The sequence below is a fragment of the Streptomyces sp. NPDC003635 genome, from assembly GCF_053587635.1.
Map to the genome: position 1 here is coordinate 13,812 of NZ_JBSFOK010000026.1, position 14,931 is coordinate 28,742.

12 protein-coding genes are annotated in these 14,931 nt (G+C 70.2%); 9 read left to right on the forward strand and 3 right to left on the reverse strand.

Annotated elements, in window-relative coordinates; translation table 11 throughout:
• Nucleotide 1: 1 nt before the first annotated feature.
• The 3 genes from secF (at nucleotide 2) to ACWDRW_RS23585 (ending at nucleotide 4,513) form a co-directional block, all read left to right on the forward strand.
• On the forward strand, nucleotides 2-1,123 hold the full coding sequence (gene secF, locus ACWDRW_RS23575; RefSeq protein ID WP_451725998.1) for a protein translocase subunit SecF: 1,122 nt from the start codon (nucleotides 2-4) through the stop codon (nucleotides 1,121-1,123).
• The gene (locus ACWDRW_RS23580; protein ID WP_451725999.1) at nucleotides 1,120-1,659 is read left to right on the forward strand and encodes an adenine phosphoribosyltransferase; all 540 of its coding nucleotides are present in this window, start codon (nucleotides 1,120-1,122) and stop codon (nucleotides 1,657-1,659) included. Before secF ends, ACWDRW_RS23580 begins: the two co-directional genes overlap by 4 nt.
• Nucleotides 1,660-1,978: 319 nt before the next feature.
• On the forward strand, nucleotides 1,979-4,513 hold the full coding sequence (locus tag ACWDRW_RS23585) for a RelA/SpoT family protein (protein WP_451726000.1): 2,535 nt from the start codon (nucleotides 1,979-1,981) through the stop codon (nucleotides 4,511-4,513).
• A 63-nt stretch (nucleotides 4,514-4,576) separates the two neighbouring features.
• On the opposite strand, the gene ACWDRW_RS23590 is transcribed toward ACWDRW_RS23585, so the two are convergent.
• Both ACWDRW_RS23590 and ACWDRW_RS23595 read right to left on the reverse strand, forming a co-directional pair.
• A complete protein-coding gene (locus ACWDRW_RS23590; protein WP_451726001.1) occupies nucleotides 4,577-5,806 on the reverse strand; it encodes a DUF349 domain-containing protein in 1,230 nt (409 codons plus the stop codon).
• Between the two features lie 136 nt (nucleotides 5,807-5,942).
• Nucleotides 5,943-6,791, reverse strand: a complete 849-nt coding sequence (locus ACWDRW_RS23595; protein WP_451726002.1) for a peptidylprolyl isomerase — start codon at nucleotides 6,789-6,791, stop codon at nucleotides 5,943-5,945.
• A 179-nt stretch (nucleotides 6,792-6,970) separates the two neighbouring features.
• On the opposite strand from ACWDRW_RS23595, the gene ACWDRW_RS23600 reads away from it, so the two are divergent.
• The 5 genes from ACWDRW_RS23600 to rpsD all read left to right on the forward strand — a co-directional run bounded on the left by ACWDRW_RS23600 (nucleotide 6,971) and on the right by rpsD (nucleotide 12,127).
• Nucleotides 6,971-7,678: an MBL fold metallo-hydrolase gene (locus ACWDRW_RS23600; RefSeq protein ID WP_451726003.1), complete on the forward strand. Its 708-nt coding sequence runs from the start codon at nucleotides 6,971-6,973 to the stop codon at nucleotides 7,676-7,678.
• Between the two features lie 12 nt (nucleotides 7,679-7,690).
• Nucleotides 7,691-8,953 (forward strand): histidine--tRNA ligase, encoded by a 1,263-nt coding sequence (gene hisS / locus ACWDRW_RS23605; RefSeq protein WP_451726004.1) that lies wholly within the window; start codon nucleotides 7,691-7,693, stop codon nucleotides 8,951-8,953.
• Nucleotides 8,954-9,162: 209 nt separating this feature from the next.
• Nucleotides 9,163-9,819, forward strand: a complete 657-nt coding sequence (locus ACWDRW_RS23610; RefSeq protein ID WP_451726005.1) for a vitamin K epoxide reductase family protein — start codon at nucleotides 9,163-9,165, stop codon at nucleotides 9,817-9,819.
• A 43-nt stretch (nucleotides 9,820-9,862) separates the two neighbouring features.
• Complete coding sequence (locus ACWDRW_RS23615) at nucleotides 9,863-11,218, forward strand: replication-associated recombination protein A (protein ID WP_451726006.1); 1,356 nt, start codon at nucleotides 9,863-9,865, stop codon at nucleotides 11,216-11,218.
• Between the two features lie 294 nt (nucleotides 11,219-11,512).
• On the forward strand, nucleotides 11,513-12,127 hold the full coding sequence (rpsD, locus tag ACWDRW_RS23620; protein ID WP_015661793.1) for a 30S ribosomal protein S4: 615 nt from the start codon (nucleotides 11,513-11,515) through the stop codon (nucleotides 12,125-12,127).
• A gap of 29 nt (nucleotides 12,128-12,156) precedes the next feature.
• Here the strand turns inward: rpsD and ACWDRW_RS23625 are convergent, their stop codons facing one another.
• On the reverse strand, nucleotides 12,157-14,328 hold the full coding sequence (locus ACWDRW_RS23625; protein ID WP_451726007.1) for an ATP-binding protein: 2,172 nt from the start codon (nucleotides 14,326-14,328) through the stop codon (nucleotides 12,157-12,159).
• 152 nt (nucleotides 14,329-14,480) lie between these two features.
• Here ACWDRW_RS23625 and ACWDRW_RS23630 point away from each other — a divergent pair, with 152 nt between their 5' ends.
• Nucleotides 14,481-14,924, forward strand: coding sequence for a DUF948 domain-containing protein (locus tag ACWDRW_RS23630; protein ID WP_451726008.1), 444 nt, complete (start codon nucleotides 14,481-14,483; stop codon nucleotides 14,922-14,924).
• Nucleotides 14,925-14,931: the final 7 nt, after the last annotated feature.

Sequence of the window (14,931 nt, forward strand, 5' to 3'; positions counted from 1 at the left end):
GATGTCGAAGCTCGGCAACCTCGGCGCCCGACTGCACCGTGGCGAAATCGGCTACGACTTCATCGGCAACCGCAAGATCTGGTACGGCCTGTCCATCCTGATCACCATCACGGCGATCGTGGGTCTCGCGGTGCGCGGCCTGAACATGGGCATCGAGTTCCAGGGCGGCGCGGTCTTCACCACTCCGAAGACCTCCGTCTCGGTCGCCCAGGCGCAGGAGTACGCGGAAGAGGCCTCCGGCCACGACGCCATCGTCCAGAAGCTCGGCGACGGCAAGCTGCGCATCCAGGTCGCGGGCATCGAGACCAAGGAGGCCGACCGGGTCTCCACGGAGCTCGCCAAGGACCTGAAGGTCGACGAGAACGACGTCACCGGTGAGCTGGTCGGCCCCAGCTGGGGTGAGCAGATCGCCAACAAGGCCTGGCAGGGCCTCGGGATCTTCCTGGTCCTGGTGGTGATCTATCTGGCGATCGCCTTCGAGTGGCGCATGGCCGTCGCCGCCTTCGTCGCCCTGATCCACGACATCACCATCACGGTCGGCATCTACGCCCTCGTGGGCTTCGAGGTCACCCCGGGTACGGTGATCGGTCTGCTGACGATCCTCGGTTATTCGCTGTACGACACGGTCGTCGTCTTCGACAGCCTCAAGGAGCAGACGAAGGACATCACCAAGCAGACCCGCTGGACCTACAGCGATGTCGCCAACCGGTCGATCAACAGCACGCTGGTCCGTTCCATCAACACCACGGTGGTCGCGCTGCTGCCGGTGGCGGGCCTGCTGTTCATCGGTGGCGGCTTCCTCGGCGCGGGCATGCTGAACGACATCTCGTTGTCGCTGTTCGTCGGCCTCGCGGCCGGTGCGTACTCCTCGATCTTCATCGCCACGCCGCTCGTCGCCGACCTCAAGGAGCGCGAGCCGCAGATGAAGGCGCTGCGCAAGCGCGTCCTGGCCAAGCGGGCCCAGGCCGCGGCCAAGGGCGAGCCGCTGACCGCCGAGGGTCCGCTGGACGACTCCGGCGCCGAGGACGAGCAGGACGATGCCGCTCCGGCGGTCGTCGGCCCGCGCAACCAGCCCGCGTCCCGCACCCGGGGCCGTGGCCGTCCCTCGGGGAAGCGCCGATGACCGACATCCAGGAGCTGCTGCTCAGCCGTATCCGGGATGTGGCCGACTACCCGGAGCCGGGCGTGATGTTCAAGGACATCACCCCGCTGCTGGCGGACCCGGCGGCGTTCACCGCGCTCACCGACGCCCTCGCGGGGATCGCCGAGCGCACCGGCGCCACCAAGGTCGTCGGCCTGGAGGCCCGGGGCTTCATCCTCGGCGCCCCCGTGGCCGTCCGTGCCGGACTGGGCTTCATCCCGGTGCGCAAGGCGGGCAAGCTCCCCGGAGCGACGCTCAGCCAGGCCTACGACCTGGAGTACGGCTCGGCGGAGATCGAGGTGCACGCCGAGGACCTGAGCGTCGAGGACCGCGTCCTGGTCGTCGACGACGTCCTCGCCACCGGCGGCACCGCCGAGGCCTCGATCCAGCTGATCCGCAGGGCGGGTGCCGAGGTCTCGGGCCTCGCCGTCCTGATGGAGCTCGGCTTCCTGGGCGGCCGGACCCGGCTGGCACCGGCGCTCGACGGGGCACCGCTGGAGGCCCTGCTCACGATCTGAGCCAGTGGGGCGACCCGACGTACGCGGGGCGCACGCTTCCCGGAAGGGGAGGGTGCGCCCCGCGCGCATGTCCGCCCACGCGCGGCCGGGACAGCCGTCGGGACAGCCGTGGCGACAGCCGCCGGAACACTCGTACGCGAGACTCCGGAAAGCCCTCGGCCACCCGGTGGACACCGCCCAGGAATCCCTGGCCCGCCCCTTGTGTTTCTTCCGTACAAGGGCCTCACATCGGCCTGAAGGCGATCCTGCGGCCCAGGATCGCTACCATGGGGTCTCCGGAGCCTGACCGGGGGACCCGGATCGCGCACGAGGAGCCCTCTTGCCAGACGAGGCCCAGCACCTGACCGCCGCCAAGCCCGACTCCGCCTCGGGCCCCGCGGCCAAGCCCGCGCCGAACACGTCGAACGCCAAGAACGACGCCCGCGGGCCGGTCGAGCACGCCCAGTCCGCGCCCGTCGGCAAGTCGGCCGAGCAGTCCCGCCCCAAGCCGGCCCCGCCGGAGCAGAGCGGCACGCCCGCGGTCCGTCCCAACACCGGCCAGCCGCCGCGATCCGGCTCCTCCAACCGCGTCCGCGCCCGTCTCGCCCGCCTCGGCGTGCAGCGCTCCAACCCGTACAACCCGGTGCTGGAGCCGCTGCTGCGGATAGTGCGCAGCAACGACCCGAAGATCGAGACCGCCACTCTCCGCCAGATCGAGAAGGCCTACCAGGTCGCCGAGCGCTGGCACCGCGGCCAGAAGCGCAAGAGCGGCGACCCCTACATCACGCACCCCCTCGCCGTCACCACCATCCTCGCCGAGCTGGGCATGGATCCGGCCACGCTCATGGCGGGACTGCTGCACGACACCGTCGAGGACACCGAGTACGGCCTGGACCAGCTGCGCCGCGACTTCGGCGACCAGGTCGCCCTGCTCGTCGACGGCGTCACCAAGCTCGACAAGGTCAAGTTCGGCGAGGCCGCGCAGGCCGAGACCGTGCGCAAGATGGTCGTGGCGATGGCCAAGGACCCGCGCGTCCTGGTCATCAAGCTCGCCGACCGCCTGCACAACATGCGCACCATGCGCTACCTCAAGCGCGAGAAGCAGGAGAAGAAGGCGCGCGAGACCCTGGAGATCTACGCGCCCCTCGCCCATCGCCTGGGCATGAACACCATCAAGTGGGAGCTGGAGGACCTCGCCTTCGCGATCCTCTACCCCAAGATGTACGACGAGATCGTCCGGCTGGTGGCCGAGCGGGCGCCGAAGCGTGACGAGTATCTGGCCATAGTGACCGACGAGGTCCAACAGGACCTGCGCGCCGCCCGGATCAAGGCCACCGTCACCGGCCGCCCGAAGCACTACTACAGCGTCTACCAGAAGATGATCGTCCGCGGCCGTGACTTCGCGGAGATCTACGACCTGGTCGGCATCCGTGTCCTGGTGGACACCGTCCGCGACTGCTACGCGGCCCTGGGCACCGTCCACGCCCGCTGGAACCCGGTTCCGGGGCGGTTCAAGGACTACATCGCGATGCCCAAGTTCAACATGTACCAGTCGCTGCACACGACGGTCATCGGGCCCAACGGCAAGCCGGTCGAACTCCAGATCCGCACCTTCGACATGCACCGCCGCGCCGAGTACGGCATCGCCGCGCACTGGAAGTACAAGCAGGAGGCCGTCGCCGGCGCCTCCAAGGTGCGTACCGACGTGCCCAAGGCGGGCAAGGGCAAGGACGACCACCTCAACGACATGGCGTGGCTGCGCCAGCTGCTGGACTGGCAGAAGGAGACCGAGGACCCGGGCGAGTTCCTGGAGTCCCTGCGCTTCGACCTGTCCCGCAACGAGGTCTTCGTGTTCACCCCCAAGGGTGACGTCATAGCGCTTCCCGCGGGTGCCACCCCGGTGGACTTCGCCTACGCGGTGCACACCGAGGTCGGCCACCGCACGATAGGGGCACGGGTCAACGGCCGTCTCGTGCCGCTCGAATCCACCCTGGACAACGGCGACCTGGTGGAGGTCTTCACCTCCAAGGCGGCCGGCGCCGGCCCCTCCCGGGACTGGCTCGGCTTCGTGAAGTCGCCGCGCGCCCGCAACAAGATCCGGGCCTGGTTCTCCAAGGAGCGCCGGGACGAGGCGATCGAGCAGGGCAAGGACGCCATCGCCCGTGCGATGCGCAAGCAGAACCTGCCGATCCAGCGCATCCTCACCGGCGACTCCCTCGTCACGCTCGCACACGAGATGCGCTACCCCGACATCTCCTCGCTGTACGCGGCGATCGGCGAGGGCCACGTGGCCGCGCAGAACGTCGTACAGAAGCTGGTGCAGGCCCTCGGCGGCGAGGAGGCGGCCACCGAGGAGATCGACGAGGCGGTCCCGCCGGCCCGCGGCCGCAGCCGCAAGCGGCGCAGCAGCCAGGACCCCGGCGTCGTGGTCAAGGGTGTCGACGACGTCTGGGTCAAACTCGCCCGCTGCTGTACGCCCGTTCCGGGTGACCCGATCATCGGCTTCGTCACCCGCGGTAGTGGCGTATCGGTTCACCGCAGCGACTGTGTGAACGTGGAGTCACTGTCCCGGGAGCCCGAGCGGATCCTCGACGTCGAATGGGCGCCCACGCAGTCCTCGGTCTTCCTGGTCGCCATCCAGGTCGAGGCCCTGGACCGGTCCCGGCTGCTGTCGGACGTCACCCGCGTCCTGTCCGACCAGCACGTCAACATCCTCTCCGCGGCTGTGCAGACCTCCCGCGACCGCGTCGCCACCTCCCGCTTCACCTTCGAGATGGGCGACCCCAAGCACCTCGGGCACGTCCTGAAGGCCGTCCGGGGCGTCGAGGGCGTGTACGACGTGTACCGCGTGACGTCGGCGCGCAGCCGGGCGTAGCCACCGTAGGACCACGAAAAGGGGCTCCCCTCGGGGAGCCCCTTCCCATGTCGGCCTCGGCGCTCAGCCGCCGAACTCCTCCAGGCCCTTCAGAGCCTGGTCCAGCAGGGCCTGGCGGCCCTCCAGCTCACGCTCCAGCTTGTCGGCCTTGGCGTTGTTGCCCTGGGCGCGCGCCTGGTCGATCTGGCCCCTGAGCTTGTCCACCGCGGCCTGGAGCTGACCGGTCAGACCCGCGGCACGGGCGCGTGCCTCCGGGTTGGTCCGGCGCCACTCGGCCTCCTCGGCCTCCTGGATCGCCCGCTCCACGGCGTGCATCCGGCCCTCGACCTTCGGCCGGGCGTCCCGCGGCACATGGCCGATGGCCTCCCAGCGCTCGTTGATCTGGCGGAACGCGGACCGCGCGGCCTTGAGATCCGTCACCGGGAGGATCTTCTCGGCCTCGTGGGCCAGCTCCTCCTTCAGCTTGAGGTTCTCGGCCTGCTCGGCGTCGCGCTCGGCGAAGACCGAGCTGCGCGCGGCGAAGAAGACGTCCTGGGCGCCGCGGAAGCGGTTCCACAGGTCGTCCTCGTGCTCGCGCTGGGCGCGGCCCGCGGCCTTCCACTCCGCCATCAGCTCGCGGTAGCGCGCCGCCGTCGGACCCCAGTCCGTCGACCCGGACAGCGACTCGGCCTCGGCGACCAGCCGCTCCTTGGTCTTGCGGGCCTCCTCGCGCTGCGCGTCCAGCGCCGCGAAGTGCGCCTTGCGCCGCTTGGAGAAAGCCGAGCGCGCGTGCGAGAAGCGGTGCCACAGCTCGTCGTCCGACTTGCGGTCCAGACGCGGCAGGCCCTTCCAGGTGTCCACCAGCGCCCGCAGCCGCTCACCGGCCGCCCGCCACTGGTCGGACTGGGCCAGCTCCTCCGCCTCGACGACCAGCGCCTCCTTGGCGTGCCGGGCCTCGTCGGACTGCTTCGCGCGCTGCTGCTTGCGCTCCTCGCGACGCTTGTCGACGGTCTCCACGAGCTTGTCCAGACGCTGCCGCAGGGCGTCCAGGTCACCGACCGCGTGGTGCGCGTCGACCTGCTCGCGGATGTGGTCGATCGCGGTCTGCGCGTCCTTCGCCGACAGGTCGGTGGTCTTCACTCGCTTCTCGAGGAGGCCGATCTCGACAACCAGGCCCTCGTACTTGCGCTCGAAGTAGGCCAACGCCTCCTCAGGGGAGCCGGCCTGCCAGGAACCGACCACCTGCTCGCCGTCGGCCGTACGCACGTACACGGTCCCCGTCTCGTCGACGCGGCCCCACGGGTCGCTGCTCACAGCGCCTCCTCCACATGATGCCTGCGTGGGGCTTCAGCGCCCCCGGGCATCGTCCACAGTTTCGTCACGGCCAACATAGGCGACCGGCGGGTTGCCTGTCCGCATCCCGCGCGACCGAAATTTCGCAGTTGGGGGGTCAGGATTTGCTGACAGTTGCCTTGTTGATCACCACGGTCGCGTTGGGCGCCGTGTTGCCCGTCGTGGGGTCCGCGGCCTGCGCTCCCGCGGCGGCGAGCTTCTTGAGAACCTTCATCCCCGACTCGGAGACGGTGCCGAACGGCGTGTAGTCGGCCGGCAGCGGACTGTCCTGGTAGACGAGGAAGAACTGGCTGCCGCCGGTGTCACGGCCCTCCCCGGTCTGGGCGTTGTACTGGTTGGCCATCGCGACCGTGCCCGCCGGGTAGACGTCGTCCTTGACGGCCTTGTCCTTGAGGTTCTCGTCCGGGATCGTGTACCCGGGCCCGCCGCTGCCGGTGGCCGTCGGGTCGCCGCACTGCAGGACGTAGATGTTGCTGTCGACCAGACGGTGGCACTTGGTGTGGTCGAAGTAGCCCTTGCCGGCGAGGAAGTTGAACGAGTTCACCGTGTGCGGGGCGGCCGAGGCCTTGAGCGCTATGTCGATGTCACCGCAGGTCGTCTCCAGCTTCATCGTGTAGTCCGCCGACTTGTCGATGGTCATGGCCGGCTCCTTCTTCCAGCTCATGGTCTCGACCTTGCCCGCGGCCGCCTTCTCGCACGGGTCCGGGACCTTGCTGGTCGGCGTCGCGCTCGGGGTGACCTCCGCGCCCGCGTTGGCCTTGCCGTCGTCCCCGTCGAAGGCGCCCGCCGTGTAGAGCCCCAGGCTGCCGATGAGGACGACGCCGACCGCGGACGCGATCACGGCGTTGCGCGTGCGGGATTTGCGCCGCGCGTCCGTGCGCCGCTGCTGCTGCCGCAAGAACTTCTCCCGGGCGAGCTGACGCCGCCGCTGTTCCTGGCTGACCACGGGGTTGTCTCCTCAAGCGTCTTGTACGTCGACCGGTTCGGATGCGTGCCTCGGGCCGACCGTCTGCGTGTGCCCCGTACCGTATATGGGTTCGCTGAGGAATCGGCAGCGCCGGTAGGCTCTGACCTCAGGCGCAGCCCACCGACTTGTCACCCGAACCGACACAACGAAGGACGATCGTGCTCATTGCCGGGTTCCCCGCCGGGGCCTGGGGGACGAATTGCTACCTCGTCGCCCCCGCCGCCGGTGAGGAGTGCGTGATCATCGACCCGGGCCACGAGGCGGCCCCCGGAGTCGAGGAAGCACTCAAGAAGCATCGGCTCAAGCCCGTCGCCGTCGTCCTGACCCACGGTCATCTCGACCACGTGGCCTCGGTCGTCCCGGTGTGCGGAGCGCACGACGTACCGGCCTGGATCCACCCCGAGGACCGGTTCATGATGAGCGACCCCGAGAGGGCGCTCGGCCGCTCCATCGGCATGCAGCTGATGGGGGAGCTGACCATCGGGGAGCCGGACGACGTCAAGGAGCTCACCGACGGCGCGAAGCTGGAGCTGGCGGGTCTGGAGCTGTCCGTCGCCCATGCGCCGGGCCATACCAAGGGGTCGGTGACCTTCGGCCTGCCCGAGGCGGCGGACATCCCGCCGATCCTGTTCTCGGGCGACCTGCTGTTCGCCGGCTCCATCGGCCGCACCGACCTGCCCGGCGGCGACCCGGCCGAGATCCTCGACTCGCTGGCCCGCGTGTGCCTGCCGCTCGAGGACTCGACCGTGGTGCTGTCCGGCCACGGCCCCCAGACGACCATCGGCCACGAGCGCGCCACCAACCCGTATCTGCGGCAGGTGGCGGCCGGCCAGGGAGCCCAGCCCGCTCCCCGACGAGGAATGTGACGAGAGACTTCCGTGAGCACCTTCAAGGCCCCCAAGGGCACGTACGACCTGCTGCCGCCGGAGAGCGCCAAGTTCCTCGCCGTGCGCGAGGCGATCGCCGCACCGCTGCGCGGCTCCGGCTACGGCTACATCGAGACGCCCGGCTTCGAGAACGTGGAGCTGTTCGCGCGCGGTGTCGGTGAGTCCACCGACATCGTGACGAAGGAGATGTACGTCTTCGAGACGAAGGGCGGCGACAAGCTGGCCCTGCGCCCCGAGACGACGGCTCCCGTGCTGCGCGCGGTCCTGGAGGCCAACCTGCACAAGGCGGGCAACCTGCCGGTGAAGGTCTGGTACTCGGGCTCGCAGTACCGCTACGAGCGCCCCCAGAAGGGCCGCTACCGCCACTTCTCCCAGGTCGGCGCCGAGGCGATCGGTGCCGAGGACCCGGCGCTGGACGCCGAGCTGATCATCCTGGCGGACCAGGCGTACCGCTCGCTGGGCCTGAGCAACTTCCGCATCCTGCTCAACAGCCTCGGCGACAAGGAGTGCCGTCCGGTCTACCGCGCCGCCCTCCAGGACTTCCTGAACGGCCTGGACATCGACGAGGACACGCGCCGCCGCGCGGAGATCAACCCGCTCCGCGTGCTCGACGACAAGCGCGAGTCGGTCCAGAAGCAGCTCGGGGACGCCCCGCTGCTGCGCGACTACCTGTGCGACGCCTGCAAGGCGTACCACGAGGAGGTCCGCGAGCTGATCACGGCCGCCGGTGTCTCCTTCGAGGACGACCCGAAGCTGGTGCGCGGCCTGGACTACTACACGCGTACGACCTTCGAGTTCGTCCACGACGGTCTGGGCTCCCAGTCCGCGGTGGGCGGCGGCGGTCGCTACGACGGTCTGTCCGAGATGATCGGCGGCCCCGCGCTGCCGTCCGTCGGCTGGGCCCTGGGCGTCGACCGCACCGTCCTCGCCCTGGAGGCGGAGGGCGTGGAGCTCGAACTCCCCTCCACCACCAGCGTGTTCGCGGTCCCGCTCGGCGAGGAGGCCCGCCGGGTCCTGTTCGCCAAGGTCACCGAGCTGCGCAAGGTCGGCATCGCGGCGGACTTCTCCTACGGCGCCAAGGGCCTGAAGGGCGCCATGAAGAACGCCAACCGCAGCGGCGCCCGCTACACGGTGGTCGCCGGTGAACGCGACCTCGCCGAGGGCGTCGTACAGCTCAAGGACATGGAGTCCGGCGAGCAGAGCGCGATCGGTGTGAACGAGATCGTGGCGGAGCTGGAGTCCCGGCTCGGCTGAGAGGCCACGGAGCGCGGGTACGGCGGGGGTCGCGGCCCCCGCCGTTCGCATGTCCGCGCCCCCCGCCGCACGTATGTCCAAAACCGCACGCCTCCCGTCCCTCGCGTGGGTTTCCTTATCTCCAGCGAACGGTGGGAACGCACCCGTGTGCGGCACAATGGCCCCTGCCCGAAGGATGTCCAACCTCTTCAGCAGACGGAATCGGCGTGATGAGCAAGACCACTGTCAAAGACGTCTCCACCGAGCCCGAGCACGAGCGACCCGTCCAGGCGCCGCGCACCGAAAGCGGCGGGCTCGCCTTCGCGCTGATGCTGCTGGTCACCGGCGCGGCCGGACTGCTCGCCTCGTGGGTCATCACGATCGACAAGTTCAAGCTGCTGGAGGCCAAGGTCGAGGGGAAGACCTTCGTCCCCGGGTGCAGCCTGAACCCGGTCGTCTCCTGCGGCAGTGTCATGGAGAGCGACCAGGCCTCGGCCTTCGGCTTCCCCAACCCGATGCTCGGCCTCGTCGCCTACGGCATCGTCGTCTGCGTCGCCATGAGCCTGCTCGCCCGGGCCCGCTTCCCGCGCTGGTACTGGCTCACCTTCAACGCCGGGACCCTCTTCGGCGTCGGCTTCTGCACCTGGCTGCAGTTCCAGTCGCTCTACCGCATCGGCGCCCTGTGCCTGTGGTGCTCGCTGGCCTGGGTCGCGACGATCATCATGTTCTGGTACGTGACCTCGTTCAACGTGCGCAAGGGCTTCCTGCCCGCGCCGAACTGGCTCAAGGGCTTCTTCGGCGAGTTCACCTGGGTGCTCCCGGTGCTGCACATCGGTGTCATCGGCATCCTGATCATGACCCGCTGGTGGGACTTCTGGACCAGCTGACAGCGCCGCGGGCATTGTCAGTGCCGTGATTTAGGGTTTCAGGGTGGAGCCCGACCTGTTCACCGCCGCGGCAGAAGAACGCCAGGAGAAAGACCCGACCGCCAGTCCCCTGGCCGTTCGGATGCGCCCGCGCACCCTCGACGAGGTGGTGGGCCAGCAGCACCTGCTGAAGCCCGGTTCGCCGCTGCGCAGACTGGTCGGCGAGTCCGGAGGCGGCCCGGCCGGACCCTCCTCGGTGATCCTGTGGGGCCCGCCCGGCACCGGCAAGACGACCTTGGCGTACGTCGTCTCCAAGGCCACCAACAAGCGCTTCGTGGAGCTGTCCGCGATCACCGCCGGCGTCAAGGAGGTCCGCGCGGTCATCGAGGGCGCGCGCCGGGCCACCGGAGGGTTCGGCAAGGAGACCGTCCTCTTCCTCGACGAGATCCACCGCTTCAGCAAGGCCCAGCAGGACTCCCTGCTCCCGGCGGTGGAGAACCGCTGGGTGACACTGATCGCGGCGACCACGGAGAACCCCTACTTCTCGGTCATCTCGCCCCTGCTCTCCCGCTCCCTCCTGCTCACCCTCGAACCCCTCACGGACGACGACGTCAGGGGCCTGCTGCGGCGGGCGCTGGGCGACGAGCGCGGTCTGAAGGACGCCGTCGGTCTCCCCGAGGACGCCGAGGACCACCTGCTGCGCATCGCGGGCGGCGACGCCCGGCGTGCCCTCACCGCGCTGGAGGCCGCCGCCGGGGCCGCCCTGGACAAGGGCGAGACGGAGATCGGGCTCCAGACCCTGGAGGAGACCGTCGACCGCGCGGCCGTGAAGTACGACCGCGACGGCGATCAGCACTACGACGTGGCGAGCGCCCTGATCAAGTCGATCCGCGGCTCCGACGTCGACGCCGCCCTGCACTACCTGGCCCGGATGATCGAGGCCGGTGAGGACCCCCGCTTCATCGCCCGCCGCCTGATGATCTCGGCCAGCGAGGACATCGGCCTCGCCGATCCGAACGCCCTGCCCATCGCGGTCGCCGCCGCCCAGGCCGTCGCCATGATCGGCTTCCCGGAGGCCGCCCTCACCCTCAGCCACGCCACCATCGCCCTCGCCCTGGCCCCCAAGTCGAACTCCGCGACGACCGCGATCGGCGCCGCCATGGAGGACGTGCGCAAGGGACACGCGGGACCCGTTCCGCCGCATCTGCGGGACGGGCACTACAAGGGCGCCGCCAAGCTGGGGCACGCGCAGGGGTACGTCTATCCGCACGATCTGTCCGAGGGCATCGCCGAGCAGCAGTACGCCCCGGACGCCCTCAAGGACCGCGAGTACTACACCCCGACCCGGCACGGCGCCGAGGCGCGGTACGCGGACGCCGTGGAGTGGACCAGGAAGCACCTCGGTCGCAGGCGGTCCTAGACACCGGGTAGAATGCTCCGAAGTGCTGAGTCCCGCGCAGTCAGAGCGGGACAGCCAGCCGGAGCCCCTCGTGGGTTCCAGGAGCGTCGCGCACCGTCGATCGGTGTCGCGGGCAGCCCACCACCATCCGTCGCAGGACGAAACCGGTCGGTGGGCCACTCGCGTGCTGCACGTATGTGCCCAGACCAGGGGAGCGGCTGCCCATCACGCCCAGCAGGGCGCGAGGGGATTCCCCGGCTGCGGATGCGACCTCCCGCCAACACTGACGAGCCGAACACCAAGAAATGAGAGATCGTGGCGAACCAGTCCCGCCCCAAGGTCAAGAAGTCGCGTGCCCTCGGCATCGCGCTGACCCCGAAGGCCGTCAAGTACTTCGAGGCCCGTCCCTACCCGCCGGGTGAGCACGGCCGTGGCCGCAAGCAGAACTCGGACTACAAGGTCCGTCTGCTCGAGAAGCAGCGTCTGCGTGCGCAGTACGACGTGTCCGAGCGTCAGCTCGTCCGCGCCTACGAGCGTGCCTCCAAGGTTCAGGGCAAGACCGGTGAGGCCCTGATCATCGAGCTCGAGCGTCGTCTCGACGCCCTGGTCCTGCGTTCGGGCATCGCCCGCACCATCTACCAGGCCCGTCAGATGGTCGTGCACGGCCACATCGAGGTCAACGGCCAGAAGGTCGACAAGCCGTCGTTCCGCGTCCGTCCCGACGACGTCGTGATGGTCCGCGAGCGCAGCCGTGAGAAGACCCTCTTCTCCATCGCCCGTGAGGGCGGCTTCGCCCCCGAGGGCGAGACCCCGCGCTACCTCCAGGTGAACCTCAAGGCCCTGGCGTTCCGCCTGGACCGTGAGCCGAACCGCAAGGAGATCCCGGTGATCTGCGACGAGCAGCTCGTCGTCGAGTACTACGCCCGTTGATCCTTCAGCGGTCGTAGGACACCTGCGCCTCAGCCCGCCGTCTCCCCGCCCCTCCGGGTGGGCGAGGCGGCGGGTTCGTGCGTGTCGAGGGTGACCCGGGTGTGCCGCGCCGGTCCGCGCGGTCCCGGCAGCGCCTCCAGCGCGAGGGCCGCCGGACGCCCCAGACCCAGCGCCCGGGACACCGCGGCCTCCCGGTCCAGCAGCGCCCCCGCCCGTACGCACTGCTCGTACCGCTCGTCGCCGAGCCGCTCCCGGGCCATCGCCTCGCACAGTTCGTGCGGGGCGTTGTAGTACGCCGAGCCGAACAGCGGCAGCCCCACCGACGGCCACATCCGCCCGGCCGCCCCTTGCAGCACCGCGGCCTCCGCCGCGTCGCCGTCGGTCGCGGTGACCAGGGCCAGCAGCTCCACCGTGAGCACCGATCCGAGCAGGTCGTGGAAGGAGTGGGCATCGCCCAGGCAGTCCGTCAGCAGCTCCCGAGCCCGCGGCTGATCACCCTCGCGCCACGCCGCGTACGCCAGCACGTACAGCGCGTACGACCGGGCCCAGCGCTCGCCGTGGTCCTCGCAGACCAGGCGGACGTCCTCGCTCAGCCGCACCGCCTCGTCCAGGTCGCCCTGGAAGGCCCGGGTCATCGCGAGCTCGACCTGGCCCATCAGGACGTTGCTGTTGAGCTCGCCGATCTCCTGGTAGCCGTCCAGCGCCGAGCGCAGCAGCGTTTCAGCGCCTTCCATGTCGTCGCTGACCAGGGCCAGACAGCCGGTGCGATGCTCGGCATAGGCCGCCGCGGTGGGGTTCGCGGACAGTTCCGCCTCCTCCCGGCACTCGTGCAGCGCCGCCAGCGCGGCCACCGTGTCGCCCTGGAGGACCGCCACATAGCCGAGCACCCACAGGGCCTTCAGCCGGGACTGCTCGTGCCCCGAGTCCAGCCGGACCGCCTGGTCCAGCCAGTGCCGCCCCTCCGAGAGACGGCCGCAGCCCACCCAGCAGAACCACAGGGAGCCCGCCAGCAGCTGGCCCAGATGCGCCTCGTCGGGCTCGGACAGACAGTGCTCCAGGGCGCTGCGCAGGTTCGGCAGCTCCGCCTCCACGCGCGCGGCGACCTCGGCCTGGCGCGGTGAGAACCACTCCAGCTCGCACCAGGTCGCCAGCCCCAGGTACCAGTCGCGGTGCCGACGCCGCAGCCGGTCCGCGTCCCCGGTGGCCTCCAGCCAGTCGGCGCCGTAGGCCCGGACGGTGTCCAGCATGCGGTAGCGCACGCCGGTGGCGGTCTCCTCGCGCGAGACGACCGACTGCGCGAGGAGTTCGGAGAGCACGTCGAGGACCTCGTCGGCGTGCAGCCCGTGCCCGCTGCACACGTACTCCACGGCCTCCAGGTCGAATCGGCCGGCGAACACCGACAGCCGCGCCCACAGCAACCGCTCCCGCGGCGTGCACAGTTCATGACTCCAGCCGATCGCCGTGCGCAGTGTCCGATGCCGCCAGGGCGTGTCCCCGCCGGCCCGGGTCAGCAGCCGGAACCGGTCGTCGAGCCGGCTCAGCAACTGCCCCGGCGACAACGCGCGCAGTCGTCCGGCCGCCAGCTCCACGGCCAGCGGGATGCCGTCGAGGCGCCGGCACAGCTCCCGCACGTCGGCATCGCCCGCGACCCGGACCCCGTGCAGCCGGGCCCGGTCCGTGCACAGCTCGACCGCGTCGTCCTCGTCCAGCGGAGCCAGCGGCACCAGGTGCTCGCCCGGCACCGCGAGCGGTCTGCGGCCCGCCGCGAGCACCGAAAGTCCCGGGGCCCGGCCCAGTAACTCGGTGACCAACTCGGCGCAGGCCTCCACCAGATGCTCGAACCCGTCGAGGAGCAGCAGGAGTTCCCGCCCGGCGAGATGGGCGAGGAGGGTCTCGCGCGGTGGGCGCGTGGTGTGGTCGGTGAGGCCCAGCGCCGCCACCACCGCGTGGTCGACGAACGCCGGATCACGCAGCGGCGCCAGCTCCACCCGCCAGACCCCGTCCGCGGGCGCGCACCTCGGGGCGACGCGAGCGGCGAGCCGCGACTTGCCGACTCCGCCCACCCCGGTCACGGTCACCAGTCGCGCTTCCCCCAGCGCCTCGGCCAGGCCCGCGAGTTCGGCCGTACGCCCGACGAAAGCGTCGAGCTCCAGGGGCAGGTTGCCCGCCACCGGGGTGTCCTCAGGCTGTCGATCCCGCATGGGATACGGAGCGTACTCAACCGTAATCACTCCGTACAATCGCTTCGCGCAACTCGGCCGCGCGCGGGCGGTAATCCGGTACGGAGCCCCGCGCCCGGCGCGATAGGCTCGACCCAGGACTTTTCGATGTTGAGGCACGTATCAGGGAGCGGGTGCACACAGTGTCCGGTGGAGAGGTGGCCGGGATCCTGGTGGCCGTGTTCTGGGCGATCCTGGTCTCCTTCCTCGCCGTGGCACTGGTGAGGCTGGCCCAGACGCTCCGGGCCACCACCAAGCTGGTCGCGGAAGTGACCGATCAGGCCGTCCCGCTCCTGGCGGACGCGTCGTCGGCGGTGCGTTCGGCGCAGACCCAGATCGACCGGGTCGACGCCATCGCCTCCGACGTCCAGGAGGTCACCTCCAACGCCTCCGCGCTGTCCACCACCGTGGCCTCCACCTTCGGCGGCCCCCTGGTCAAGGTGGCGGCCTTCGGCTACGGCGTGCGCCGGGCCATCGCGGGCCGCAAGGACGACGTGCCCGTCAAGGAACCCCGGCGTACCGTGATCGTGGGCCGCACGGTTCCGGCCGCACGGCGGGACAAGCGGAAGAAGGGCTGACCGAGCG

Excerpts from the sequence above, each read along its gene's own strand:
- ACWDRW_RS23610 (WP_451726005.1), top strand. The coding sequence starts at position 9,163 with ATGAGCAAGACCACTGTCAAAGACGTCTCCACCGAGCCCGAGCACGAG.
- ACWDRW_RS23625 (WP_451726007.1), bottom strand. The coding sequence starts at position 14,328 with ATGCGGGATCGACAGCCTGAGGACACCCCGGTGGCGGGCAACCTGCCC.
- ACWDRW_RS23580 (WP_451725999.1), top strand. The coding sequence starts at position 1,120 with ATGACCGACATCCAGGAGCTGCTGCTCAGCCGTATCCGGGATGTGGCC.
- secF (WP_451725998.1), top strand. The coding sequence starts at position 2 with ATGTCGAAGCTCGGCAACCTCGGCGCCCGACTGCACCGTGGCGAAATC.